Genomic DNA, 24,245 nt, shown 5'->3' on the forward strand with positions numbered 1-24,245 from the left:
ATGAACACGAGCATCCAGAGGCCGATCCTTTCGGTTCGAGAGCTGACCAAGTCGTTCACCCTGCACGCGATCGACCGCACGGTCGCCTCGCTGCGATCGGTGTCGTTCGACCTCATGCCCGGCGAGCACCTCGCGCTCGCCGGGGCCAGCGGTGCGGGCAAGTCCAGCCTGCTGCGCTGCATCTACCGCAACTATCTTCCCGACTCTGGCACCGTCGTGCTGCACGACGGTGAGCAAGACTTCGAGCTCACGTCGCTCGATGACCGCGCGATGGCGCGGATCCGGGGTCGTGACTTCGGTTACGTGTCGCAATTCCTGAATGCCCCGCCACGGCAAGGGCCGCTCAAGCTCGTCGCGGCGGCTGCCCGTCGGCGCGGTCTGGATGATGCGGATGCCAGGGATGCCGCGGTCGGCTCACTGCGCAAGCTCGGGATCGAGGAGCGATTGTGGGATGTCGACTGTAGCGTGCTCTCCGGTGGTGAACGTCAACGGGTGAACCTGGCAGCGGGAACCGTCAGCCCACCGCGCCTACTGCTGCTCGACGAGCCGGTGTCCGCACTCGACCCGGCCAACCGCGTGCTCGCTCTCGAGGTGATCGAGGAACTCCGGCACCGGGATGTCAGCGTGCTGGCGGTGTACCACGACATGAACATCATTCGCCGGGTAGCCAACAGAGTGATCTACATGGAGGACGGCGCGATCACCGCGGACGGCGAGGTCGACGAGGTCTTGGATGCCGGGCACCGCGTACTCGAGGAGGTCTACGCATGAGCGGCGTCATCGCTGAGGCGCGGCTCGAGCCGACGGAGCACGCAACCGGAAATGCGCGCTGGGCGCTGGGCGCAAACCCGGCGAGCTACGTTCTCGGCGATGTCCGCGTCGTGCTGCCGAACAGGGTCACCGCCTCGGCGAGCGTCGTGGTCCAGGGCGGTCGCATCGTCGACGTCGTCGAGGGCGGCGCACTGCGGGCGGATGTCGCGGGCTCGGGGCTGCTGCTGATGCCCGGGCTCATCGACGTGCACAGCGACGCCCTCGAAAAGGAGCGGGTGCCGCGTCCGGCGGCGCCGCTGCCCCTGGACTTCGCGATGCGCTCATTCGATGCGAAGGTGGCGGCGGCTGGCATCACGACGGTGTTCCACGGTGCGGGCTTCCACAACAAGGTCGCCGACGGCGTGACGCGCACCCCGGTAACGGCGCTCGAAGTGTGCGTCGCGATCGACGCCTACCACAGCGACCGCGTCGACCACCGTGTGCTGCACCGCTTCGACGTGCGTGCGGCCGAGGGAGCAAAGCTGCTGCGCGCTCGCCTGGACGCACTGCCTGCAGATGCCGAACCGATCCTTCTCTCGCACGAGGATCACACACCCGGCCAGGGGCAGTACGCCGACGTCGATCACTTCATCGAGATGCTCGTCGCCGGCGGCGAAGACCGCGACGTCGTGAGGGAGAAGGTGGCCCAGCGCATCGCTGACGCCGAGCTCACCGATCCGATCCGCGACGAGAATCTGGCATGGGCCGGCAACCAGGCACGCCTTGGACGCGTCCGACTCGTCGGGCATGATTCCGACTCAGCCGCGGAGATCGATGCGCTCGTCGAGCGCGGGGGGTCGGTCGCCGAGTTCCCCACCACGATGGAGGCCGCACGGCGTGCGCGGGATTGGGGATTGGTCACGGTCGCTGGCGCCCCCAATGTGCTGCGAGGCAGCTCGCACTCTGGCAACGTCTCGGCGGCCGAACTCATCGCCGAGGGACTGGTCGACGCATTGGCGTCCGACTATCTGCCGAGCAGCCTGCTCACCAGCGCGATGCTGATCGCCCGAGACGGTCTGCTCGATCTTCCTGCAGCTGTCGCGTTGGTCACCTCGGGGGCCGCGAGAGCGGCTGGGCTATCCGACAGGGGCGCGATCACAGCGGGTGCGAGGGCTGACTTCGTGCTGGTCAATGATCGTGGGCCATGGCCGACCGTCGTGACGACATTCTCCGCACCGAGAGGCGTCGAATGCTGACCCCGGTGATGGGCGCCGAGGTGCGCCTCCCGAATGGCGTGGATCAGATCCTGGTCGACACCTGTCGAGCGGCGGCTCGTGCCGCCGCCGGCGCATGGACGAGCTTGAGTCGCGAGGAGCGTGCACGCGAGGTGCGGATGGGCGCAGACGGCACCCCGACGATGATGATCGATCAGCTCGTCGAGGATGCCATCCGCGAGGAGACCGATCGGCACCGCGTGAACCTGCTCAGTGAAGAGGTCGGGTTCATCGACCACGGCAGCGCGCGCACGCTCGTGGTCGATCCCCTGGACGGCTCAGCGAACGCCGCCGCCGGTGTTCCGCTGTCGTGTTTCTCGGCGGCCATTGTCGAGGACGGCGTTCCGGTAGAGGCGCTGAGCTTCTGGTTGGAGGGTGGCGCGGTGACGTGGGCCCGACGGGGAGAGGAGCCGGACTTCCGCACGTCACGCCGCACGGGCCTCACCGGGTCTGCGCTGTCGATGCTGCGCCCGAAGCTCGGTCCGCTCGGTGACAGCACGTCCGCCTGGCTCGACCTGTGCGAGGGTGCAGGTCGCATCCGCGTGTTGTCGTCGAGCTGCTTGGAGGCGATGCTTGTCGCCGACGGGTCGATCGATGCCTTCGCGGATCCCGGTTCGGACACGCATCGCATCGTCGACCTGGTCGCGGCGATGGTGCTCGTCCCCGCCGCTGGCGGATGGGTGCAGGACGCGTTCGGCCGCGAGCTGGAGATTTCTACCGATCTGACACTGCGCTACTCGGGCGTGGTGGCAGCATCCCGTGAGCTTGCCGACGAGATCAGCGAGGTGATCGCTGCCTGGGCCTCGATCCCCGTCATCGATTCCCCCAGTATTCCGACCGCCAACAACGAAGGGCTCTCATGAAACGTCGTCTCCTCCTCATCGGTCTCGACGGGCTGCGCGTAGACCGCGCGTTCGGCACGGGCCTCGCCCCCACCCTCGATGCGCTGGCCGCGCGTGGCAGCATGCAGGCGGCGAGCGTTGAGGGGCCCACGATTTCGGGCCCCAGCTGGGCCAGCATCCTCACCGGTGCCACCCACGAGCAGCATGGCGTGTTCGACAACTCGTTCCACGAACACCGAATCGAGCCGGATGGTGATCTGCTCAGTCGCGCGTGGCGAGCGGATGCCGCCACGAAGACCCTGTCCGTCACGAGCTGGCAGGGACTGGCGCACCCGGAGGGCCCTGGCCCGATCATCGCGAACCGGCCGGAACAGATCGCCTCCGGCATCCACCGGGTGATCCTCATCGAACCGGATGCCCCACGCGACGGCGCACTCGACGCGGAGGCATGCGAGCGCGCCATCACCGAACTCGACACGGACGTGCCCGACGTAGCCTTCGTGTACTTCGTGGACTGCGATGACGCGGGTCACACACACGGCGGTCTGCACCCCGAATACGATGAGGCGGTACGCGCGACCGATGCGAATGTCGCGCGAGTGCTCGACGTGATCCAGCGCCGTGCCTCTGAGTCAGGCGAAGAATGGATCGTGGCGATCACGACCGACCACGGACACACAGACGCCGGCGGCCACGGTGGCGACTCGGAAGTGGAGCGGCGCACGTTCCTGCTGGTGGATGCGATCGGCACCGACGCGGTCGACGTGCCTGCCGGCATCCGTCCTGTGGAGTTCTCGCCGTTCCTCTTGGCAGTCCGCTGACCCACGCAACCTCGGGCAACGAGTGACTCAGCCGGGCGAGACCCGCCGAGCCTACTTGTTGTGCCACTGAAAGCTTGTCACTCGTGTTTCTTGCCGCCGAGACCTGGCACCGACGTGACCTGTTTCATCCATGCCGCGATCTGGGTTTCGTCGAGGTCGTCCAGGGACGTGAGCTCCACGCCCCGAGTCGACTTGCCCATGCCCACCGGCGTCACCGGCGGAACCGGGTCGAGCGATGCACCATTGACGAACATGAGCTTCACGTGACTGGCGAAGCCTCCGCAACTGAAGCACCACCCGTCGCCGACGCCGTAGTACGCCATGCCCCACTTCACGGAGCGCTGGAGGCCGGGCAGCGTCTTGGCCGCGAGCGCGTCGACCGCCTCGGCGATACCGCGCTGCGGCTGCGGCAGGCTGGCGATGTAGGCGAAGACGGGCTGGTCGCCGACCGCTGCTTTCGCGGGACTTGCCCGGCCGGTCATGGCTTCCGGCAGCGTCCAGGCGGCATCGTCTTGTGCCGCGGCATCCGTCGCCGGTTTCTTGGCCTCGTTCTCGCCGCTCTCCCTGCTGTCCACGGTGGGATATTACTCCCGACGCGTCGCGAGCAGGGGTGGATGTCGAGGCACTCGACAGGCGACGCTGAGGACTGGTGGCCACTGACTGGTGGCGTTCATAACTCAGGCTATTGTCCCGGAGCCATTTCGACTGCCCTCTAATTCCGCGGAAGTATCGCGCGCGACGTCGCCGCCAGTGCTAAACAGCCGGAGTTATGGATACGGCGCGGCCATGCCTCGACACGGCTCGGAAGACTGCGGTCTCGCCAGCGCCGCCGCATCCGCGTAGCGTGGATGCACCGCAACAGTGCGAACGAGGAGGTTCCCATGGCCGAGCTCTCACCCATCCAGCCGTGTCTGTGGTTTGACGATCAGGCCCGCGAGGCGATGGAATACTACGTCGGCGTGTTCCCGAACTCCCGAATCCTTTCGATCGACGACTATCCCGACGAATCGCTCGACGAACATTTCGTCGGCATGACCGGCAAGGTGTTGAACGGCCAGTTCCGTCTGAACGGCGTGGACTTCGTCTGCCTCGACGGTGGGCCGGCCTTCACCTTCAGCGAATCGGTCTCATTCGTCGTGTCCTGCAAGGACCAGGAAGAAATCGACCACTACTGGTCGCGGCTCTCACACGTGCCCGAGTCGGAGCAGTGCGGGTGGTGCAAAGACAGGTTCGGGCTCAGCTGGCAGATCATCCCCGCGAACATGAGCGAGTTGATCCGTAGCCCGCAGCAGATTCAGGTGATGATGCAGCAGAAGAAGATCGTGATCGCCGAGCTCAGGAACGCTTGATCGGCGTCGCAGACGTTTGCAGCATCGGAGGCCCGATGACTGCTCACCCGAGACCGCGGGCTGCTCTTCCGCCGAACCGTGCACGACGGAGCGCTCATCCGCTCAGGCGACGTGGACGCGCAGCTGGATAACGACCTCAGCCGTTCGCCCCGCGGCTCGTGCCGCGGACACGGTGCCTGCGCTGCGGGGCGCTCCTCGCCGAGGTGCCCGCCGCAGAGGTCGCGGCCCAGCTTGAGCCAGGAAAACTTCGCACCTATCGCTCGTTTTAGCGGTGTACCGGTTGTGATCGGGTGTACTGGTGCGGCGCGCACAGCCAACGACTTGAGGCGCAGACACAGCCAGGGGCGAGGGCTCCCGCGTTGAGAGCGCCACCACCACCGGAACTAGTCAAACCGCCCCAGAAGCTAAAAATCGCCCCTGATTCTCATCAGGAGCGATTTCTTGTGGGCAGTTTGAACAAAGCGGTTCGCTGCCGCCGATTCTATCTGGTCGGTTCTGGTCGTTTTTCAGTCGCTGCGACGGCGGCTGGCGTCGTAGTCCGGCGCCGGGCGAACCCGAGTCGAAAACTGATCACCAGTATCCACAGCAGGACCAGCAGGAACGGCCAGAGGAAGCCATCCTCGCCAACAGAAAGCCCGGTTGCGGCGAGCACGACAATGTTCGTGGCGCCGATTGCGATGCCGACCCAACTCAGCACCCGTCCGAGCGTTCGGGTCACCAGCGCTGCGGCAGAAGCGAAGAGCGCAAACACTCCAAATGGCAAAAGTTGTACCAGGTGTCCGGATCCATCAACGTCTGTCAGGGCCCGGGCCAACTCCGGTGAGATATCGTCCCGAAGGACGAACACGGTAATCACCAGTGTGACAGATGTGAGATTCACAAAGATCGCGGCGATCCCTCCGATGAGCGCCGTAGTCGCGAACCACCCGGAGTCCCGCAGGCGCGAACACAGGTATCCAACGAAGATAATTAAAGCCAGCTGCGCGAGGATCAACACAGCAAACGCTACGTTGGTCCACGGGTTCTCGACAATCCTCTGCTGCTCATCCAGAATCCGCTGTCCGGGTGATCCCGCACCGGTGGAACCCTCACCCACTATCGCGCTGCCAATGAGAGCCAGCAGCACGTACGCCGCTCCGCTGAACGCTCCAACCCTATCCATGGCGTTCACGCGTCGCCGCCCCCCTGCTAGCCCTCGCTCGGCTCCACTAACGACCCCAACTCCATCCATAACAGCCACGGTGTGATCCGGGCGTTTGGTCGTAACTTTGCTCATGATGGCTCCTTCCGATGCACAGCACGTTACGGGTGTTGGGGATCCCAGCGGCATCGTGCTAGCCCGAGAGTCGTTGGAGGAATTCCGCAATTCATCTGGGGCAGATCCCCCGGACAGCCGCATGCGGTCGGGTCTATCATGGAGGTGCAATGGCCATGCGTGCGCGGTCCGACGAAACGCCCGGTCTCCCCGCGTGCGGGGGTGCGAGCGCTGCCGCTGTCGTGCGCCGCACTGGGGCGTGGGCGATCGTCGGGGCGAGCACCGTCTGCTGGGTGATCGTCATGGTGGTCGGCCTTCCGAGGTATCCGCTCTACCTGCTGCCGTGGATGCTCGTGTACGGGGCAGCGGTGGCCGTGGCCTTGGTAATCCTGATACGGATGCCGTGGCATCCGCTCGCTCTCTGGCTAGCCGTCGGGTCACTGATTACTGCGCAGGACGTTGTCCTCCCCGTGCTCGAAGTAGAACTCGCCTCCGCCGCACCCGCGACCTCGATCGCACTGTCGAACCTCGTAATGCAATGGATTTCGCTGCTGCCCGCCATCGGCATCGCCCACGTGCTTGGACTGTTCCCGGATGGTGAAGTGCATCGTCGCTCCGAACGAGCGACGCTGCGACTGACCTGGCTGATCCTGGTGATTCCAGTTGTGCTCCTTGCCTGCAGCCCGACCGTGGTTACCCCGTTGACCGTCGAGGGCAACGCGCCGATCGCGAACCCGTTCAAGATCCCTTTCGTGAACCTTGACGTGGGGGTGGTGACCGCGTTGCTTGACGTCTCGGCGCTGGCGGTCGTGCTCGCCGGCGCCGCGCTGCTCGTAGTGCGGTACCGATCTGCGGACGCACGGACGCGCCGGGCGATGCGGTGGCTACTCGCGCCGGTCGCGCTTCTGCCGATTCCGATCGTCGCACAAATCCTGCTCATCGGCGACGCCGACGTCATCATCTCGCTGTGTTGGGCGGCTGTCATCGTATGCTTCATGGTCGCGCCCGCCGTCGGTATTCTGCAGCCGTCAGGCCTGAACGCCGACCGGGTCGTCCGCCGCTCGATCGTGTACGGCTTGTTGTGGACATCGATCACCCTCGTCTACGTGATCGTCGCGGCGACCGTGGGCGCTGCTGCGGGAACGTTGCTGCCGGTTGGCTGGGCTGTCGCTATTGGACTGATTGTGGCCGTCGCCTTCCAGCCGGTGCGCACCCGGCTCGAAGGGCTTGCCGACCGCTGGGTGTTCGGGTCGAAGACGGACGCCGCCCAGCTGGTCGTGGGTCTCGGCGAATCACTGGCCGGCACCTATGACCTCGACACTCTGCTGCCGCGCATGCGCGCGACGCTTGAGGACGGCATGGGCCTTCGCTGGGTTCGCATCCGGCTCCTGCCAGGAGTGGGTGAGATCGAGCCGCCGAACGCCGACCAACAGTCGGTGCTGACCTTGCCGATCGAGGTGGATGGGGAGCGGATCGGTCTCATCGAGTGCGGTCCCAAACTGTCGGGGCACCTCAGCTCGGCGGATGCGGCCATTCTCGAAACGTTCGCACGACAGGCGGGGATGGCCGTGCGCAACGTGCGCCTGAAGGAGGACCTCGAGGATCAAACCGCCCTGCTGCGAAGCTCACGCGCGCGAATCGTGCATGCGCAGCAGCAGGAACGCCGTCGCATCGAGCGCAACATCCATGACGGCGTGCAGCAGGACCTCACGTCCCTCATCGGGCTGGCCGGACATGCGCGCTTGGAGTTCGAGCACGACCCCGCGGCAGTCGGGGATGACATCGAGGTGATGCAGGAGGGTCTGCGCCGTGTGCTCGCAGACCTTCGCGACTTCGCGCAGGGCATCCATCCGTCGGTGCTCAGCGACCGGGGCCTGCTGGTAGCGATCGAGACGCTCTCGGGTCGGCATCCCGTTCCCGTGTCCATCCGAGCGGATGCCTCGCTGCGTGCGTTGCGCCTACCCGACGAACTGGAGGGTGCCGCGTACTTCACGATCGCCGAGGCGTTCGCCAACACCCTCAAGCACGGCCGGGCCGACCGACTCGACGTCGAACTGAGCGAGAACGGTGACCGTCTCATCGTGCGTGTGAGTGACGACGGCACAGGATTCGACGCCGCTCGGGCACGGGGCTCGGGCTTGGCGAACCTCCGCGACCGGGTCGCCGCGGTCGGCGGTGCGCTCCAAATCGACACCTCGCCCGGTGCAGGGACGACCGTTATCGCCGAGTTCCCGCTTCCCGGCGAAAGGCGCGGTCAATGACCGGGCGGTTGCGCGTGGTCGTCGCCGACGATCACTACCTGGTGCGGGAGGGCGTGCGGCGCGCGCTCGTGAGCGACAGTTCGATCGATGTCATCGCCGTGGTCGGTGACGCTGCGGAACTTGAGCTTGTGGTCGACCGGGAACGACCGGATGTGGTGGTGACCGACATCCGGATGCCGCCTGGTCATAGCACGGAGGGTATCGAGGCCGCTCATCGCATCCGTGAGAGCCATCACGGCGTCGGCATCGTCGTGCTGTCGCAGTACAACGATGCCACCTACGCGCTGGACCTGCTCCGCAATGGCACAGCCGGGATGGCCTACTTGCTCAAGGAGCGCATCGGCGATCCGCGTGCGCTCCTTGAAGCGGTCAAGGAGGTCGCATCGGGAGGGTCGCGCATCGATCCCGACGTCGTGGCATCACTCGTCCATGCCGGGCGATCGTCGTCGCGACTGGCTGACCTCACCGAGCGGGAGCGGGACGTGCTGGCCCTCATGGCGCAAGGTCGCACCAACGCGGCGGTGGCCCAGGACCTGCACCTGTCCGAGTCGTCGATCGAGAAGTACGCCTCGTCGGTATTCGCCAAGCTCGGCCTGTCCGACGAGCGACACGTCCACAAGAGGGTCGCGGCCGTGCTGGCCTATTTGCAGGACCAGCAGAGCGCGCAGCCGTTGGACGGGTGACGAGAACCGGGACTTCCGTGCCACAAGCCGTCAGCATCGCTCAGGCGCCGAGACGCGCATCTGAAGCCCGATGCGACGAACCATTCAGCCAGTTGGCCCAGCGAGCGCTCATCTTGAGCAGGCACGATGTCGAGGTGACGCACGTCATCGTCGAGGTCGATCCTTCACTTCGGTCCCTGCTCCCGAGGCGAGACCGGGGAGACCGCGTCGTACGTGACGCTGCTCCCACAGAGACGGTGGCGCACGTCCTCCAGATCGTGGGCGTGCCGGTGACCGAAGTCGGGACCGCATCAGTGGACGGCCACCGGATCGGCCACGAGGCACTTCGTACGACGCACATCGGATCCTCGTCGACGCTCAACGTCGAAGCTCGGGAACGACCGCAGCCAAACTCCGGTCGCTTCCTGCTCGACGTGCACCTGGGCACGCTGGCGCGACGGATGCGGCTACTCGGCCTCGATGTGGCCTACGAACCTCAGAACGACGACTCCACCCTTGCCGTCCGTTCCGCCGCCGAGCAGCGTGAGTTGCTCACCCGAGACCGCGGACTGCTCTTCCGCAGAATCGTGCACGACGGTGCGCTCATCCGCTCAGGCGATGTGGATGCGCAGCTGGATGACGTCCTCAGTCGCTTCGCCCCGCGACTCGCGCCGTGGACGCGGTGCCTGCGCTGCGGGGCGCTCCTCGCTGAGGTGCCCGCCGCAGAGGTCGCGGCCCAGCTTGAGCCAGGGACCCTCCGCACCTATCGCTCGTTTTCACGGTGCACCAGTTGTGGGCGGGTGTACTGGCGCGGCGCGCACAGCCAACGACTTGAGGCGCTCGTGAGTCGGGCCACCAGACACGAGCCAGGGACGAGTTTCTCGCGGTAGCCACCAACATCGACGCATCGCGAGCCGCACGCATTTCCCCTAAACACCGAACGGCGCGTTCCTGGTGCAGCCGGTCCTTGCCGGACACGGGCCGACGTTGCTTGCCGGTCTGCATGAGCGCATCCAGCTCGAACTCGTGGACCGCCATGAGTTCCGGTCGGGGGCAGTCGCCCTGCGATACCGGCCCACGCAAGTGGCAGCTTGACGTGATTGTCCTGGCACGTTGGCTTGCTCAGTTGAGTAGCGAAACCGCCCGAGCAATGACTAGGGCGAGGAGGACGAATCCTCCGGCGGCTTCCAGGCCCATCATGACTTTTGCCCTGCCCGAGAGCGGCATGGTGTCAGTCGGGCTGAAGGCCATGGAATTAGACAAAGAGAAGTACAGGTAGTCGACGAACGACGCCACCCACCCTGTCCGCTGGGAGGACCGCGCCGCCACCTCGTCGATTGCATCGTGGTCTTCGTCCTGGGGGAACCGAAAGTCTGCCACCGGCATGTCTTTGCGGTCCGCGTGCCGGCGTGAAACCGGTCCGCCGCGATCCAGCTCCCAGAAGACCAAGGCGAACGAAATGATGTTCGTGACCCAGATCTGCAGGGCGGCAAGCAGGATGGTGGGTCCGTCGCCATTGCCGGAAGTGGTGAGCAGAATAATCAGCTGCACCAGAGCCACCCCGTTCGCCGCGACAAGAAGCAGCGCCTGCCCAGTGGCGAGGTTCTTTGACCACCGGGTTTCCTTCTTGAGCCGGTGGGGGTTCAGAAGCAGGAGCGGGATCAGCATAGCGAGGCCGACGAAGACCACCACGTACCGCAGTGCCGGAACGAAAGCACTGGGCAACGTGGCGTACAGACCAAGGGCGATCAACAGCCCGATGACCGCCGGCCAGCGGTGCTCCGCGCGCACTTCTGTATCGGAGCGCACTTCTGTTTCGGTCTGAGGCATTGCCTGAGTCTATTGGTCCCCAAGCAGCCGCTCCCGCCATGGCTCGAGCGACTGGCGCCCTGACAATTCAGCCGTATACAACGGAGCCGCTCGGCGACCCGGACCGCTCGAATAGAGGAAGATTGACGTCGTGAAGATTCTCTCGATTCAGTCCGCCGTCGCATATGGTCACGTTGGCAACTCGGCGGCGGTGTTCCCCCTCCAGCGCATCGGTGTCGAGGTGCTGCCGGTCAACACGGTGAACTTCTCCAATCACACGGGGTATGGCGCGTGGCGCGGATCCCTCATCGCCCCCGAGGATGTGCACGATGTGATCCTCGGTATCGAGGAACGTGGCGTGCTCCCCCAGATCGACGTGGTGCTCTCTGGGTACCAGGGCGGCACCGGAATCGGCGACGTCATCGTGGATGCGGTGCGCAGGGTGAAAGCGGCGAACCCCTCGGCCATCTACGCGTGTGACCCCGTAATGGGCAACGCAAAGTCCGGGTGCTTTGTGGCGCCCGAGATCCCCGACCTGCTGCGGGATCGCGTGGTCCCCGTGGCCGACATCATCACTCCGAACCAATTCGAGCTGGGGTTCCTCACCGGAACCGAGCCGACAACGGTGGCCTCAACACTCGACTCCGTCGACCTCGCCCGGGCGATGGGACCGAGCACCGTTCTCGTGACGAGCGTGGAGCGCCCCGACCGCGAGCCCGGCACCATCGAGATGCTCGCAGCGGATGCTGCGGGCGCGTGGATCGTGCAGACTCCCCATCTGCCTTTCAAAGCGAACGGCTCGGGTGACGTCACCGCGGCGCTCTTCTCGGCGCACTACCGCGCGACAGGTGACGCCGCTGCAGCGCTGGAACGGACCGCATCCAGCGTGTTCGACCTCATCGAGCTGACGCATCAATCGGGTGAGCGAGAACTGCAGCTCGTGCAGGCTCAAGACTTCTACGCTCACCCGCGGATGCAATTCACCGCGCAACGCGTGCGCTGAGAAATCAGTCCTCAGCTTGGGTAGCGCCTCAGGACTCTGAGGGCACCTTGGGCAGTTCGGCTCCGTAGTTCCACGACAAGATGGCCGGCTGCTCGCGGTAGTAGCTGAGCACGGAGACCGATCCAGCGTCCAGGGTGATTTGAGCACCGAATCGAGGGGCCAACCTGAGGTACACGGCTGTCAAAATGCGCAGGAAATGGCCGTGTGCGATCAGGGCGACATCTCCGTGCTCCAACGCGGGCAGCACACGCGTGAGCACCCGCGAAGCGCGGGCGGCGACCTCCTCGACCGTCTCACCGGGCGTGTCACCACGAATCACGCCGTGGGTGAATGCGCTCCAGTTGTAGCCGAGCTCGCTGCGGATTTCGCGGGTCGTCCGGCCCTCGTACCCGCCGTAGTCCCACTCAACGAGAAACGGGTCGACCTCGGCATCAAGGCCCGCGAGCTCAGCGGTGTGCCGCGCACGCTGCAGCGGCGAGGTCAGTACGAGCGAGAAATCGTATCCGGCCACGAGCCGGCCCGCGCCGCGGGCAAGGTCCTCTCCCCTGGCCGTGAGCGGGACATCCGTGAGCCCTGTGTGTTTTCCAGTCTTCGACCACTCCGTCTCTCCGTGGCGCAAGAGAATCAGCTTCCCTGTCGGGTTGTCCGGAGCGGGATGGTTGGGCAGCGGATCGATTATGGACATACGGCAACAGTAGTATCGCGCCCCCGATCCCAACCGAGAGATGGGACTGTCCGTTGAGCGTCCGGCATGGGGGCGTGACTTGACGGGGCTGTCAAACCCGTGGCTGCCGGGCCGCACTCGGCGTAGCGTGGGCGGAGGTGCCGCGTCCGCGGTTCCTCGTCGAAGGGTGGCCATGAACCTAGGGGCTTGGCACGACAGCACTCGCGGCACTCACAGCGCTCACAGCGCTCACAGCGCTCACAGCGATCCGAGTCGGCGCAGAGGCTCGATCTCTTCGCCCGCGCTCCGCGAGGCCGGAGGCGATGTGCGGTCTGCCGACGTCCCCTTCATCGGCCCCGTGGCCGCGCCCCGGATGCACGTGATGACGCTCAATGTGCGCCGACGAACGCATTGGCCCACCCGTGCCGCAGACCGATGGAGCACTCGGCGCCCGCTCCTGCACCGCGTGCTGGAGGCCGAGCGACCGACCATCCTGGGCCTGCAAGAAGTGCTGCCCGCACAGTCGGGCGATATTGACCGGATGCTCGGGCGGCGATACGCGACCGTGGGCAGCGGTCGAGGCGCGAACCACGATGGCGAGCGCTGCGAGATCCGATTCGACATCACACGCTTGCGCCTTCTCGGCTCGCGAACGTGGTGGCTCTCTGATCGCCCCGATGTGCCCGGCTCCCGCTCCTATGGGAACGTGTTGCCCCGGATCGCGGTGCAGGCAGAGCTGGAGGACAACGAGCTGGGCACGCGATTCCACGTCATCGTGACGCACCTCGACCACCTCTCCGGACGGTCGAGGCTGGCGTCGGCTCGCCACATCCACGGGGTCGCGAGCGCCCTCGACGGGCCCAACATCGTGATGGGCGACTTCAATGCCGGACCCTTCTCCGGCGTATCCCGCGAGCTGTGCGCAGATCGCCTTCTCTCCGACACGTGGCTCACGGCCTCCCGGCGGCTGAGCCCGGCGTGGGACACCTACTCGAATTACGGACCTCCTCGTCAGGGCGGCCGCCGTGTCGACTGGGTGCTCGTGAGCGCGAACGCCCGGGTGGAGGCCGCGGGGGTGAACGCCGTTCGGTTCGGTTCCGTAGCTGTCTCCGATCACGAACCGGTGCATGCGCTCATCCGCTGGGAGGCGAAGCCGTGAAGTTCGCTGCACGCCGTTCGGAGGGAGGAGCCGTGATCGAGACCTTTCTGCGACCACCCATGCTCCCCGGCGAATACCTCGCGGACGGCATCCGCATTCTCGTTGTGCTGAGCGTCGTCGGGGCCGGATGGGGATGGGGAGCGGTGCAGGTCGCGATCTTCATGCTTGCACTGCTGGGGGCGTTGGTGCCCCGGGCGCTCGGTGTGCGTTCCGCGGTCGACGTCGCCACCGGGCTCGTTGTGCTTGTCGCAGCGTGGAGCAACGTCTTTGACCTGTACACCGAGGTCTTCGGCTGGGACAAGCTCATCCATTTCCTCCTCATCGGGCTCCTGGCTACTCTGGCCACGATCACCGCGCAGCGCGGCGGGCTGCTCCCGGCCAGTCCCGGCCATCGCAGCGGGCTGGTCGTGGTCACGGTCGCATTCGGGGTGGCGGCGGGGGCGCTCTGGGAGGGGCTCGAATGGGCCGGCTACACTCTCGCAATCGCCCCTGTTTATGTCGGCTACAGCGACACGATCGGCGACCTTGCCGCCGATGCCCTTGGGGCACTCGCGGCGGGCCTGGCCCTACCGTTCCTTGCCGCGAATGGCGCCGCTCCCCCGGGAGCATCTGCTCTGGCCGATTCCGGCGCGGCCGTTGTCAAACGGCGCGAATTCACGTGACCGTCGGCATCTCGTGGGCCGGCGCCCCCACGTGCGGCCGCCCTCATGTCGATCCCTTTGCGGGCCGGGCCGTGGTGTGAGCCCTTTACCAGGGGACGGTGCCGTTGCGGTCGGTGTATGTCCCGGTGGGTGTTTCGGCGCCGAGGCCTTAATTCAGTCGTTGCCGAATGTCTCCGAAAGCCCTCGGATTCCCTTCAGCCGATGCAGCGTCAGCCGGCACCGGTGAATCCGAGCTGGAATTCCTCAGCGTTCGTTCTCGCCGGAGTTGCCGAGAAAACCGCTGAACAAGTGGCTTCCTTGACCCTCGCGGCTTGCGCGCTCGACTTCCATCGGGTCCGGGTCTGGGTCACCGTCGGATAGCGGAGCCAGCGCTTCTGGCTGTTCGACCGGCGTGCGGGATGCTTTGGCTTCTTTCTTCAGCCGTCGCTTCGCTGCCTTTTCGACGAGGACGGGAACGAAGTCACGGACCCGACCGTCATCCAATTGCCCGTGCTCATCTTGGACGACATCCGCTATGTGTTCGCGTTCTAAGCTCGGAAACCGTTGCGTCAGGCGGTCGATCACCTGGTCGATGGCCTGAGTTTCGTCTTGCTCGCTCATGAGGACATTCTTTAGCGCGAGTGCTCCCGCAGCAACGGTCTGAAGGTGAACTTTCGCTGTGTGTCGGGATCGAGTAGTGGAATCCCCTCGATCGCTCCTCCGGATGCGAACTAACGGAAGGGGACAGGGATGCTCGCCGCCCTGGCCCACTCAAAACGCACCTGCTGGCCTCCGCTTTCCTTCCGGACGCCAGCCTCCAGACGAACCACGCGTTGGGCCATGCTGGCCAAATCGGTTCCGACGATATCGAACTGGTACTTCCGCAGCCGTTCAGTCACGAGGACGGCCCCGACACCAGGGAAGATCACGAACATCTGGTCCGTGAACAAGAGAGTGTGTTCATAATGCCGGCGAAGGTTCCGACCCAATGCAGGGAAAGCGTAGAGCGACTCAAGCGGTCGCACGGTAACTGTCATAGCGATCATGGGCTCAGAGTCCGCCATCAAGGTAAGCACCAGGTTAACTCCGGATGGGTGTCTACTGGGAATCTAGACGACTGTACGCCCACCTGCCAGGCACGCCCTAAGCGCTTGACGACTTCGCCCGCGTTATCGCCCGACGCGACCGCTTCAGGCCACCGCGTACAGGCCCTCGAGTGCGCTGGTGATCGAGTCGAAGCTGCCAATCGGGTGCGTCTCGTCATTCCTCACCAAGTAGCCTCGTGGGGTGCGTTGGATGACGCCGGCCAGTTCATTGGTGACTTCATGCCGCACCTCCCACAGTGCGGGGCCCGCCACGACAACTGAGAACAGCTCTGCGTAGTTCATCGAAATCCCTCACTTGTTCGATTTCCCCAGCGGATGTCTTCCACAACACAAGCTTGATACCGGTTCGTGCGGGACGTGGTTGTCCGATGGAAGAACAACAGATGACGAGTGTCTGATTTAGACCACCGCAGATTCAACGATCGCCATCGTTGAAGTGTTCCAGCGGCGAAGTAGCTGAGGGGCCGCCGCGTTGTTCTCCAGACGGATTTCTGGGCGCCCCCGGTTGTTCGCTGAATGTCTCCGGTCGTTCACGAAGCGGATCTATCTTCAACCTGTTCCGCGTCTGCGGGAACAAAGAGACCCCAATGGAGAATCCGTGAACCCGTTTAGACCCCTCGGAGCCGTCGCTGCCGCGGCGATCATGGCGACGATGCTCGCTGTGGCGCCTGCTGCCGTCGCGTCTGGCCCCACCGTCGTCACCACGTATGACGAGCTTAAGGCCGCGGTCGCGGCGGCGACCGACCCGAGCGTGCCGACCGAGATCGTGCTGTCGGGCGATCTCGTGGCTGACGCGATCCTGAAAATCTCCGGCAATGTGGTGCTCGAGGCGGACCACCCGGTCACGCTCAACCTCGGGGCCTCCACGGTCGAAGTCGGTCCTGGCTCCGCCCTCACCATCGACGAGAACGTCACGATCTCGCAGCCCGAGGTGGGCAACACCCACCCCGTCCGCCTGCTCGACAACACCCACCTCACCGTGAAGGGTCGCATCCTAAGCGCCGCGACGGGCCGCAGCGTCTACACGGTCAACGCCGGGGGCGCGGGCACCCGGGTGGACGTTATCGGCGGAGAGGTCACGACCGTCAATGGCCGCGCCCTTTACAGCAACGACGCGGCGAATGTCTGGACCCTCGAGGGCGCCACGATCACGGCGACCGGCACGGGGGCCGCCACCTACCGTGGCTGGTACGTCGTCCGCGGCGACACCGCGATCACGGGATCGGTCGGCGGCGGTGCGCAGTACTACGACTTCCGTGGCTACCAAGTGGACGCCTCCCCGGCGCCCCGCGCCTTCGAGAGCGGCGACCTCGTCGCCCTTGCCGGCAGTGGTTCTTCGAAAGATAATGCGGTTGACGCGCAGCTCTTCTATACAACGGACGGTAGCGACCCGGCCAGTTCCGCCACGACGAAGCCCTACACCACGCCCTTCCCCATCGCGGTCGGCACCACGGTGACGGCGACCTTCATGAAGGACGGCTACCGCGGACAGAACGAGGCCTTCGTCTACGATCGCGACAACGACTCGGAGCCCGGCGCTCTCGCCTCGGTGCAGTCCTTCGCGCCCCTCACGGTGCCTGTCGGCACGCCCGTGGACGAGATTCCGCTCCCCGAGCTTGCAACCGCGACCCTGACCGACGCACGCACCAAGGTGCTCGCCATCGACTGGGACGATACGGCCGTCGACGCTTCGGTGGAGGGGACCGTCGAACTCACCGGAGCACTTGTCGTCACTCCCTCCCTCAGCAACCCGCAGAACATCGCGGCAAGCATCGTGCTGCACGTGGGCGAGTCGGCCATCTCGGAGTTCGCTCTCACGCGCGAGCCCCTTCTCACCGCTGGCAAGAGCAACACCCGCGCCGGCACCACTGTAGGCTCCTTCTCCGCCGAGGGCGGCGATAGCACCTCGTACGCCTACACCCTCACAGGTGGTGCGGATGACGCCTCCTTCACGATCGACGGAGGCCGCCTCGTGGCCGCGCAGGACCTTGCCGGACGCGTTTACACCGTCGAGGTGAAGGCCGCGAGCGGCCGTCAGGAGCTCACACGGTCCTTCACTCTCTCTGTCGCCCCCGAGGGCGAGCCGCTCGCGATCGCCGATCCCTATGAGGGCGTGGACTGGGAGACCGTGCAGCAGCTCAAGGCCTCGTTGCACAATCACACGGAGAACTCACGCCGCGAATGGCCGAACGAAGGCTCTACCGGCAACGTAGCCTCGCGCATCGGGGTCTACGAGGGTCTCGGCTACGGTGCCGTCGCGATCACCGATCACGACTTCGTGTCCTATCCCTGGGATAACTGGGGTCTCACACGCTCGCCGGTCATCGCCATCCCCGGCAACGAGGTAAGCAAGAACGCCCACATCCTGAGCTTCTTCTCCACCTACATGGACAGCCCAGGGCAGGGACCGAATCACACCGTGGGGATGGACCAGAATATCCAGAACACAGGCGCCCTCGGCGGCTTCCTCTACATCGCGCATCCCAGCCGTTCCGGCGGCGCGACGGAGGACCCGAACTACACTCAGAGCCTGCTCGAGGAATACCCGCAGGTGCGTGGCTTCGAGGTGCTCAATGCCGGTCAGTTCACGAACAATCACAGCGAGGAAATCTGGGACGACCTGCTCACCAAGATGATGCCCGAAAGGCCCATCTACGGCACGTCCTCGGACGACGCACACGGTGACAGTATGTCTGCCATCGGCACAGGATGGACCAACATCCTGGCCGCTGAGAAGGATCAAGCCTCGGTGCGCGACGCGCTCTTCAATGGGCAGACGTACTTCTCCACTTACCGTGTCGACCCGGCCAAGGATGACAATAAGCCCAACCCGGGCGTGCCCGCCCCCCGGATCGACAGCATCGATGTCAGGGGTAGCACGATCACGATTGCGGCGACCGGCGCGGAGGCAATCCAGTGGATCAGCGCCGGCGGCAAGGTCGTGGCGACCGGTCCGAGCATCGACGTGAACGACGTCGCCGGGGCCTCGAAGTACATCCGTGCCCGTCTCTACGGGGAAGGCATGCAGACGCAGACGCAGACGCAGCCCTTCGGCCTCTTCGAGCAGAGCACCCAGGACACGACTGACCCGGTCATCACCCTGAGTACGGAGCCTGCCACCACGGTCGAGCCTGGCGACGAGCTCGACGTGCCTGCGGCCTCAGCGATGGACGACCGGAGCGGTGCCCTCGCGGTGCCGTCCACGGTCATCACGCCCGAGGGCGACCGCGTGCTCGCGATCGACAACCGCTACACACCCGCTGAGGAGGGCGCATACACGATCGAGTACGCGGCGACGGACGCGGCGGGCAACCGTGCGATCGTCACGCGCACGGTGACGGTCTCGGACGAGCCCGGCGCTGGCGAGCCGGGTGATGGCGAACCGGGTGCTGGCGAACCGGGTGCTGGCGAACCCGGTGCCGGCGAACCCGGTGCCGGCGAGCCCGGTGCCGGCGAGCCGGGTGCTGGCGAGCCGGGTGCTGGCGAGCCGTCCATCCCGGCGGCACCCTCCGAGGACGACCTCACCGACACCAACCGCGGCGACGTGAGCGCTCCGGATAGCGTGCAGCTCGGCCAACCGTTCACGCTCGTCGTAGGCGAGGAGCACTCGGGCGACCCCGTGCGCGTGTTCGCCTTTTCGGAGCCGAAGCTCATCGGCGCTTTCACCGTGGCGGCGGCCGGTTCGCTGCGGATCGCTCTGCCGGAGAGTCTGTCCGTGGGCGAACACCGCATCGCCGTGCAGGCTGTGGACGGCACGATCATCGGCTGGACCGAGATCACCGCGACCGCTGCGGCCCCTTCAGGCAGCGGTGGACCCGGCGTCGGAAACGGCAACGCAGGAAGCGGAAGCGGATCTCAGGGTGACCTGGCCACCACGGGTGGTGAGCTGCCAGGCGGCGTGATGATCACGACCGTGCTGCTGCTCGCCCTCGGCGGCCTGTTCCTGTTGCGTGCGCGCCGCCGCGCTGCGCGCGACTGATCGCCTCGGCATCCTGACACCGGCCCGGTCGCTCCCGCAGAGCAGCCGGGCCAGGGAACCGGGCGGTTCGCTGACTCCGATTGCACTCGGTCAATTCGGGTCGACTTGTCGCCTTCAGCCAAACCTTCGCCGCTGGGGAGAACCCGAGCTCGGCGCGTCGCCATCTAAGCTTGACCTTCTGCCCACGGAAGGAATCTCAATGAGCATGGAAGGCGCGGCCTGGAGCTCGCTGCACAAGATCTCTAGCGCCCGGGACGGCAAGCACGGCTTCTCCCGTGAGTCCGTTCGGCGGATCCTGACGTTCGCGGTGCCCTACCGGTCGAAGCTGCTGACCTTCATCGCCCTCTCCACCGTGGGAGCTTTCCTCGCGGTCGCGACGCCGGTACTCGCCGGCCAGGTGGTCGACGTCATCGTCGCCCAGGGCGCGGTCACCACAATCGTTTGGCTCGCCGTCGTCATCGCCCTCGTGGCCGTGGCCGACGCCGCTGTGTCACTCCTGACGCGCTGGTACTCGGCGCGGATCGGCGAGGGCGTGATCCTGGACCTCCGCACCGCCGTCTTCAACCACGTGCAGAAGATGCCGATCGCGTTCTTCACCCGCACGCGGACGGGCGCCCTCGTCAGCCGCCTCAACAACGATGTGATCGGCGCTCAGCAGGCCTTCAGCGGCACGCTGTCCGGCGTGGTCACGAACCTCGTGGCGCTGATCCTCACCCTGATCGTCATGCTCAGCACGTCCTGGCTCGTGACGGTGCTCGCCGTGATCATGCTCCCCATCTTCCTGGTACCCGCGCGCCGCATGGGCAGCCGCCTCGCCGCGCTGCGCCGCGAGGCCGCCGATCACAATTCCGCCATGAGCACGCAGATGACCGAGCGCTTCTCGGCGCCCGGCGCCACCCTCGTCAAGCTGTTCGGCCGGCCCGACGAGGAGGCCGAGGAGTTCCGCGTCCGCGCCGCCCGTGTGCGCGACATCGGGGTCCGGACCGCGATGCTGCAGTTCGTCTTCTTCACCGCACTGATGCTCGTCTCCGCTCTCGCCCTCGCGCTCGTGTATGGGCTCGGCGGCTTCCTCGCACTCGCCGGCCAGCTGAATACCGGTGACGTGGTCACCCTGGCGCTCCTCCTCACCCGCCTCTACGCGCCGCTCACCAGCCTCGCAAACGCGCGGGTCGAGATCATGAGCGCGGTGGTCAGCTTCGAGCGCGTCTTCGAGGTGCTGGACCTCGACCCGCTCATCAAGGAGAAGTCCGACGCCGTCGCCGTCCCCGAAGGCCAGGTGGCCGTCGAGTTCGACAACGTCCGCTTCGCCTACCCGTCCGCGGACAAAGTGTCCCTCGCCTCCCTCGAGGAAGTTTCAACGCTAGACACCCGCGGCGGCGAGGAGGTGCTGCACGGCGTGTCCTTCAGGATCGAGCCGGGGCAGACCGTTGCTCTGGTTGGTACGTCCGGTGCCGGCAAGTCCACAATTGCGCAGCTCCTCTCGCGCCTGTATGACGTCGACAGCGGCGCCGTGCGCCTCGCGGGGACGGATGTCCGCGATGTCACGTTCGCCTCCATGCGGCACACCCTGGGCATGGTGACGCAGGACGGCCACCTGTTCCACGAGACCATCCTCTCCAATCTGCGCCTCGCGAGACCAGAGGCGTCCGACGACGAGGTGTGGGACGCCGTCCGCCGTGCGCGGCTCGAGCCGCTCATCCGGTCCCTGCCGGACCAGCTGGACACCATGGTGGGAGAGCGTGGCTACCGGCTGTCCGGGGGTGAGCGCCAGCGGATGACCATCGCGAGGCTCCTGCTCGCCCAGCCGCGCGTCGTCATCCTCGACGAGGCGACGGCGGCGCTGGACTCGACGTCTGAGGCCGCCGTCCAGGCGGCGCTCAGCGAGGCGCTCAAGGGACGGACAGCGATGGTGATCGCACACCGCCTCTCCACCATCCGCAGCGCGGACCTGATCCTCGTTGTTGAGGACGGCTCGATCGTGGAGCGCGGTACGCACGAGGAACTGCTCGCTGTGGGTGGGCGGTACGAAGAATTGCACCGGACCCAGTTCGCCGTGCAGAAGAATGTTGCGGCCGAGGAGGCAGCGCTGAGCGGGACCTAGTTGTACCCGGCTTCCGGCCCAAAACGCTTGCCTCGGCCAACGCTCGCAGAGCTTAGACTGCATTCAGGAGAACAGTTGACCGGTTGATCTTGGCTGCCCATTCAGTCCAGCATTCGGAACGTCGAGATTGCAGCTGTCGCTGCCCTCAACTACCTTGTGGATCACCCGCCTACTAGATCTCGCACCCGCACAGATACGGGACGTCTCCTTGAGCACAAATGCACGGGCTCGTGGCGCGGGCACTCGTAGTCGGTTGCGGGTGGAAAGCTGGCGTTTATGACATTTGGGGCAGAGGTAACGTGAGCTACGACAGCGGCGCCACCCGCTTGGCGCGAATGGCCGCACAGGTTCCGGGGTCAGTCCTCGGGGCAGCCTTGGGTCTATCCGTGGGAGGCCCTACTGGCGCGATACTGGGCGCGGTGAGTGGCACGATCTTGTCACAAGTAGGCGCTGACATTGCAGAAAGGACGCTGTCTCCTCGCCAAGAAATTCGTGTCGGGGCGGTATTCCTTTCAGCCGCATCGGCAATCACGGTAAAACAACTCGCAGGCCAAACCGTTCGTGACGACGGCTTCTTTGATGGGCCGTCCTCCAACGGCGCCGAATTTGTGGAAGGAGTACTGCTCGCGGCCATGGATGCGTACGAGGAACGAAAAGTGCCCTATCTGGGCAATCTCATTGCCAACGTCTCATTCGCCGAAGACGTTGACGCACCATCGGCGCATGCGGCATTGCGCCGGGCAAACGACCTCTCGTGGCTCGAGCTAAAGGTCCTCGGCGTATTTGACGACGGCGAGAACTTTCCAATGCCGGCTCGTCCCATCCCCAAATCTTCCGACTGGCCAACTTGGACCGTAGCCAACGCCTTACGAGAACTGATCGATCCTCCAAAGTCTCTGCTGACATATGCACGATCAACAAGTTTGCACGGCGCCCCAGGGTACGACCTAAATCTTGACGCGATCAGCATGCAATCAGGAGGCACACTGATTTGCGGACTCATGGAGCTCAGTACGATCCCGCAGTCCGACCGTCGCCCTATCTTCGAGTTGCTTTCTAGGTTCCAAGAACCCGAAGCCGCCCCTTAGGGAAAACGCTCGGCAGAGTTGCGAGGGATCAGGAGACAAGAACCTTTTCAGTGACGAAAGAGTGCTCGCCCGCCTCATCCTTCCAGTAGACCAGGGTTGGTGCGGCGACATCTTCGAGCTGTGGGTTGTCAAGCGCTTGCCGAGTCTGCTTCGCGGATTCGATGAGTGAGCTAAACCCTTCCATAATCTCCCGCTCACTCTCCATGGTCGACGTGTAAGCGGCGTTGAGCTTGGTAAGTTCCTTTTCCGCCGAAGCACCTTCTCCACCAAAGATGCCTGGGAGGTTCCGCTTCGCCCACTTCATGTCTTGCAGCTTGGCTTCGAGCTCACGAATCTCTAGCTTGAGAGAACGAGAACGCTCGAGCAGGTACTGCCAGAAGTTGACACCGTCATCAATTCTGGACTTTAGGTGGCTCATTGAGGAGTTGACGGACTTCGGGTTCTCCTGCATATCCACGCAAACGCGAAGGTAAGCGATGCGGAGGTCCAAGAAAGATCCGAGCATCGCACTGTACGCGTCATAGTTGGCCTGTTGTACCTCCCCTAGGTCCTCAACATTTGTCACACCCCGCGCCTCCACCAGCTGCCGAAACCGCGCTGCAAGAGCCCGCGCGTCACGTTCCGCAAGTGCCAGCCGTACGATCATGTCGTTAGAGAAGGAGCCCTCAAGCTCGTACTGCCGATACACTTCGTCGACAATCCAAGAGGAAGCAATGAGCTCACCCGCGTGGGTTGCTTCGATCCGGGCAATCGCTCTATCCAAAGTGCTCTTGATGATGTCGAGCTTCTGATCTACCTGTTTGAACTGCTGCATCATGACTGCCGTGTTGAGCGCTTGCATCGCGAGGATCGGGGCCACAATCGGCAAGGAACTCGCCACGGCAATAAACGGTGCCTGAGCAACGATTCCGCCTGCGCCCATCACGGCACTCCCGACGCCATTGCCCAACGTCATGAGCGTAGCCGGGTTGGCTGTTGCCATGAATAGTGAGGAGGAGAAGGCTGCAGACAATGCTGTGGCCCCTATCGCTGCCCCCGCGAAAGCAATCGACATCGCTCCCTGGCGAGACACCGACTTTGCGCCCCGAATATAGCTTCCAGTTGTCAGGTAGCCGTCTCTGAGGCTAGAAACCATTAGGTCGCGCAGATGGCCTTGAAACTCAAACACCGCTAGCTCAGAACCTTCAGCACCAAGACGCCGCACGGCGACCTCCTGAGCGGTGTCTTCTGCGGAAACAGCCATGGTTCTCCTTTTGTTTTTCAATCCACTCCGCGGCAGGTGCCAACCGGCACGAGCGTCAGGGATGAACAGAACATTACCGTTCGCACGGCAGAACTCCTTCAGCAGTTGCCCCATTTTTGTTGAGGCGAATACGGTGTCAGAACCCTTGTAGATCAGTGCAGAGACTGATGCCGGTTCGGCTCCGACATCCCACGGACCGACCGCTGATGCGTTGCTACTCGCGTTCACGGGTTCTCTC

22 protein-coding genes are annotated in these 24,245 nt (G+C 65.0%); 14 read left to right on the forward strand and 8 right to left on the reverse strand.

What is annotated here, in order from left to right:
• From AC25Z0_RS16995 to AC25Z0_RS17010, 4 genes are read left to right on the forward strand one after another with little or no spacing between them, the layout of a single operon-like run.
• Positions 1-771 (forward strand): ATP-binding cassette domain-containing protein, encoded by a 771-nt coding sequence (locus AC25Z0_RS16995; protein WP_488121315.1) that lies wholly within the window; start codon positions 1-3, stop codon positions 769-771.
• Entirely contained in the window at positions 768-2,006 is a 1,239-nt protein-coding gene (locus tag AC25Z0_RS17000) for an alpha-D-ribose 1-methylphosphonate 5-triphosphate diphosphatase (RefSeq protein ID WP_488133949.1), read from the forward strand. The genes AC25Z0_RS16995 and AC25Z0_RS17000 overlap by 4 nt, the downstream gene beginning before the upstream one ends.
• Positions 1,955-2,887: an inositol monophosphatase family protein gene (locus AC25Z0_RS17005; protein ID WP_488133950.1), complete on the forward strand. Its 933-nt coding sequence runs from the start codon at positions 1,955-1,957 to the stop codon at positions 2,885-2,887. Before AC25Z0_RS17000 ends, AC25Z0_RS17005 begins: the two co-directional genes overlap by 52 nt.
• Positions 2,884-3,687, forward strand: a complete 804-nt coding sequence (locus tag AC25Z0_RS17010; RefSeq protein ID WP_488133951.1) for an alkaline phosphatase family protein — start codon at positions 2,884-2,886, stop codon at positions 3,685-3,687. The genes AC25Z0_RS17005 and AC25Z0_RS17010 overlap by 4 nt, the downstream gene beginning before the upstream one ends.
• A 77-nt stretch (positions 3,688-3,764) precedes the next feature.
• Here the strand turns inward: AC25Z0_RS17010 and AC25Z0_RS17015 are convergent, their stop codons facing one another.
• Entirely contained in the window at positions 3,765-4,262 is a 498-nt protein-coding gene (locus AC25Z0_RS17015) for a DUF1801 domain-containing protein (protein WP_488133952.1), read from the reverse strand.
• Between the two features lie 306 nt (positions 4,263-4,568).
• On the opposite strand from AC25Z0_RS17015, the gene AC25Z0_RS17020 reads away from it, so the two are divergent.
• Complete coding sequence (locus tag AC25Z0_RS17020) at positions 4,569-5,036, forward strand: VOC family protein (protein ID WP_488133953.1); 468 nt, start codon at positions 4,569-4,571, stop codon at positions 5,034-5,036.
• A 481-nt stretch (positions 5,037-5,517) separates the two neighbouring features.
• Here AC25Z0_RS17020 and AC25Z0_RS17025 read toward each other — a convergent pair whose 3' ends face one another.
• On the reverse strand, positions 5,518-6,198 hold the full coding sequence (locus AC25Z0_RS17025; protein WP_488133954.1) for a hypothetical protein: 681 nt from the start codon (positions 6,196-6,198) through the stop codon (positions 5,518-5,520).
• Positions 6,199-6,467: 269 nt separating this feature from the next.
• Between AC25Z0_RS17025 and AC25Z0_RS17030 the strand changes: the two genes are divergently transcribed.
• The 3 genes from AC25Z0_RS17030 to AC25Z0_RS17040 all read left to right on the forward strand — a co-directional run bounded on the left by AC25Z0_RS17030 (position 6,468) and on the right by AC25Z0_RS17040 (position 10,104).
• Positions 6,468-8,552, forward strand: a complete 2,085-nt coding sequence (locus AC25Z0_RS17030; RefSeq protein WP_488133955.1) for a GAF domain-containing sensor histidine kinase — start codon at positions 6,468-6,470, stop codon at positions 8,550-8,552.
• Positions 8,549-9,235 (forward strand): response regulator transcription factor, encoded by a 687-nt coding sequence (locus AC25Z0_RS17035; protein ID WP_488133956.1) that lies wholly within the window; start codon positions 8,549-8,551, stop codon positions 9,233-9,235. Before AC25Z0_RS17030 ends, AC25Z0_RS17035 begins: the two co-directional genes overlap by 4 nt.
• 113 nt (positions 9,236-9,348) lie before the next feature.
• The gene (locus AC25Z0_RS17040) at positions 9,349-10,104 is read left to right on the forward strand and encodes a Mut7-C RNAse domain-containing protein (protein ID WP_488133957.1); all 756 of its coding nucleotides are present in this window, start codon (positions 9,349-9,351) and stop codon (positions 10,102-10,104) included.
• 232 nt (positions 10,105-10,336) lie between these two features.
• On the opposite strand, the gene AC25Z0_RS17045 is transcribed toward AC25Z0_RS17040, so the two are convergent.
• The gene (locus tag AC25Z0_RS17045) at positions 10,337-11,044 is read right to left on the reverse strand and encodes a hypothetical protein (protein ID WP_488121305.1); all 708 of its coding nucleotides are present in this window, start codon (positions 11,042-11,044) and stop codon (positions 10,337-10,339) included.
• Positions 11,045-11,174: 130 nt separating this feature from the next.
• On the opposite strand from AC25Z0_RS17045, the gene pdxY reads away from it, so the two are divergent.
• Complete coding sequence (pdxY, locus tag AC25Z0_RS17050; protein ID WP_488133958.1) at positions 11,175-12,026, forward strand: pyridoxal kinase PdxY; 852 nt, start codon at positions 11,175-11,177, stop codon at positions 12,024-12,026.
• A 28-nt stretch (positions 12,027-12,054) separates the two neighbouring features.
• Here the strand turns inward: pdxY and AC25Z0_RS17055 are convergent, their stop codons facing one another.
• A complete protein-coding gene (locus tag AC25Z0_RS17055) occupies positions 12,055-12,711 on the reverse strand; it encodes a histidine phosphatase family protein (RefSeq protein ID WP_488133959.1) in 657 nt (218 codons plus the stop codon).
• 304 nt (positions 12,712-13,015) lie between these two features.
• Here AC25Z0_RS17055 and AC25Z0_RS17060 point away from each other — a divergent pair, with 304 nt between their 5' ends.
• Positions 13,016-13,849 carry an endonuclease/exonuclease/phosphatase family protein gene (locus AC25Z0_RS17060; protein WP_488133960.1) on the forward strand — a complete coding sequence of 278 codons (834 nt, stop codon included), beginning with the start codon at positions 13,016-13,018 and terminating at the stop codon, positions 13,847-13,849.
• 32 nt (positions 13,850-13,881) lie between these two features.
• Entirely contained in the window at positions 13,882-14,511 is a 630-nt protein-coding gene (locus AC25Z0_RS17065; RefSeq protein ID WP_488133961.1) for a DUF2238 domain-containing protein, read from the forward strand.
• Positions 14,512-14,754: 243 nt separating this feature from the next.
• On the opposite strand, the gene AC25Z0_RS17070 is transcribed toward AC25Z0_RS17065, so the two are convergent.
• From AC25Z0_RS17070 to AC25Z0_RS17080, 3 genes are all read right to left on the reverse strand, one after another.
• A complete protein-coding gene (locus tag AC25Z0_RS17070; protein ID WP_488133962.1) occupies positions 14,755-15,111 on the reverse strand; it encodes a three-helix bundle dimerization domain-containing protein in 357 nt (118 codons plus the stop codon).
• A 110-nt stretch (positions 15,112-15,221) separates the two neighbouring features.
• Positions 15,222-15,440: a hypothetical protein gene (locus tag AC25Z0_RS17075; RefSeq protein ID WP_488133963.1), complete on the reverse strand. Its 219-nt coding sequence runs from the start codon at positions 15,438-15,440 to the stop codon at positions 15,222-15,224.
• Between the two features lie 240 nt (positions 15,441-15,680).
• Positions 15,681-15,878 (reverse strand): hypothetical protein, encoded by a 198-nt coding sequence (locus tag AC25Z0_RS17080; protein ID WP_488133964.1) that lies wholly within the window; start codon positions 15,876-15,878, stop codon positions 15,681-15,683.
• 316 nt (positions 15,879-16,194) lie between these two features.
• Here AC25Z0_RS17080 and AC25Z0_RS17085 point away from each other — a divergent pair, with 316 nt between their 5' ends.
• From AC25Z0_RS17085 to AC25Z0_RS17095, 3 genes are all read left to right on the forward strand, one after another.
• Complete coding sequence (locus AC25Z0_RS17085; RefSeq protein ID WP_488133965.1) at positions 16,195-19,575, forward strand: immunoglobulin-like domain-containing protein; 3,381 nt, start codon at positions 16,195-16,197, stop codon at positions 19,573-19,575.
• 199 nt (positions 19,576-19,774) lie between these two features.
• Positions 19,775-21,676, forward strand: coding sequence for an ABC transporter ATP-binding protein (locus tag AC25Z0_RS17090; protein WP_488133966.1), 1,902 nt, complete (start codon positions 19,775-19,777; stop codon positions 21,674-21,676).
• Positions 21,677-22,095: 419 nt separating this feature from the next.
• Entirely contained in the window at positions 22,096-22,764 is a 669-nt protein-coding gene (locus AC25Z0_RS17095) for a hypothetical protein (RefSeq protein ID WP_488133967.1), read from the forward strand.
• A gap of 28 nt (positions 22,765-22,792) precedes the next feature.
• Here the strand turns inward: AC25Z0_RS17095 and AC25Z0_RS17100 are convergent, their stop codons facing one another.
• Positions 22,793-24,235, reverse strand: coding sequence for a hypothetical protein (locus AC25Z0_RS17100; protein ID WP_488133968.1), 1,443 nt, complete (start codon positions 24,233-24,235; stop codon positions 22,793-22,795).
• Positions 24,236-24,245: the final 10 nt, after the last annotated feature.

The sequence above is a fragment of the Leifsonia sp. Y862 genome (genome assembly GCF_057669585.1).

Bases quoted from the DNA above. Each gene is read 5' to 3' on its own strand.
- AC25Z0_RS16995 (WP_488121315.1), top strand. From the start codon at position 1: ATGAACACGAGCATCCAGAGGCCGATCCTTTCGGTTCGAGAGCTGACC.
- AC25Z0_RS17000 (WP_488133949.1), top strand. From the start codon at position 768: ATGAGCGGCGTCATCGCTGAGGCGCGGCTCGAGCCGACGGAGCACGCA.
- AC25Z0_RS17005 (WP_488133950.1), top strand. From the start codon at position 1,955: ATGGCCGACCGTCGTGACGACATTCTCCGCACCGAGAGGCGTCGAATG.
- AC25Z0_RS17010 (WP_488133951.1), top strand. From the start codon at position 2,884: ATGAAACGTCGTCTCCTCCTCATCGGTCTCGACGGGCTGCGCGTAGAC.
- AC25Z0_RS17020 (WP_488133953.1), top strand. From the start codon at position 4,569: ATGGCCGAGCTCTCACCCATCCAGCCGTGTCTGTGGTTTGACGATCAG.
- AC25Z0_RS17025 (WP_488133954.1), bottom strand. From the start codon at position 6,198: ATGGATAGGGTTGGAGCGTTCAGCGGAGCGGCGTACGTGCTGCTGGCT.
- AC25Z0_RS17030 (WP_488133955.1), top strand. From the start codon at position 6,468: ATGCGTGCGCGGTCCGACGAAACGCCCGGTCTCCCCGCGTGCGGGGGT.
- AC25Z0_RS17035 (WP_488133956.1), top strand. From the start codon at position 8,549: ATGACCGGGCGGTTGCGCGTGGTCGTCGCCGACGATCACTACCTGGTG.
- AC25Z0_RS17045 (WP_488121305.1), bottom strand. From the start codon at position 11,044: ATGCCTCAGACCGAAACAGAAGTGCGCTCCGATACAGAAGTGCGCGCG.
- AC25Z0_RS17055 (WP_488133959.1), bottom strand. From the start codon at position 12,711: ATGTCCATAATCGATCCGCTGCCCAACCATCCCGCTCCGGACAACCCG.
- AC25Z0_RS17070 (WP_488133962.1), bottom strand. From the start codon at position 15,111: ATGAGCGAGCAAGACGAAACTCAGGCCATCGACCAGGTGATCGACCGC.
- AC25Z0_RS17080 (WP_488133964.1), bottom strand. From the start codon at position 15,878: ATGAACTACGCAGAGCTGTTCTCAGTTGTCGTGGCGGGCCCCGCACTG.
- AC25Z0_RS17090 (WP_488133966.1), top strand. From the start codon at position 19,775: ATGAGCATGGAAGGCGCGGCCTGGAGCTCGCTGCACAAGATCTCTAGC.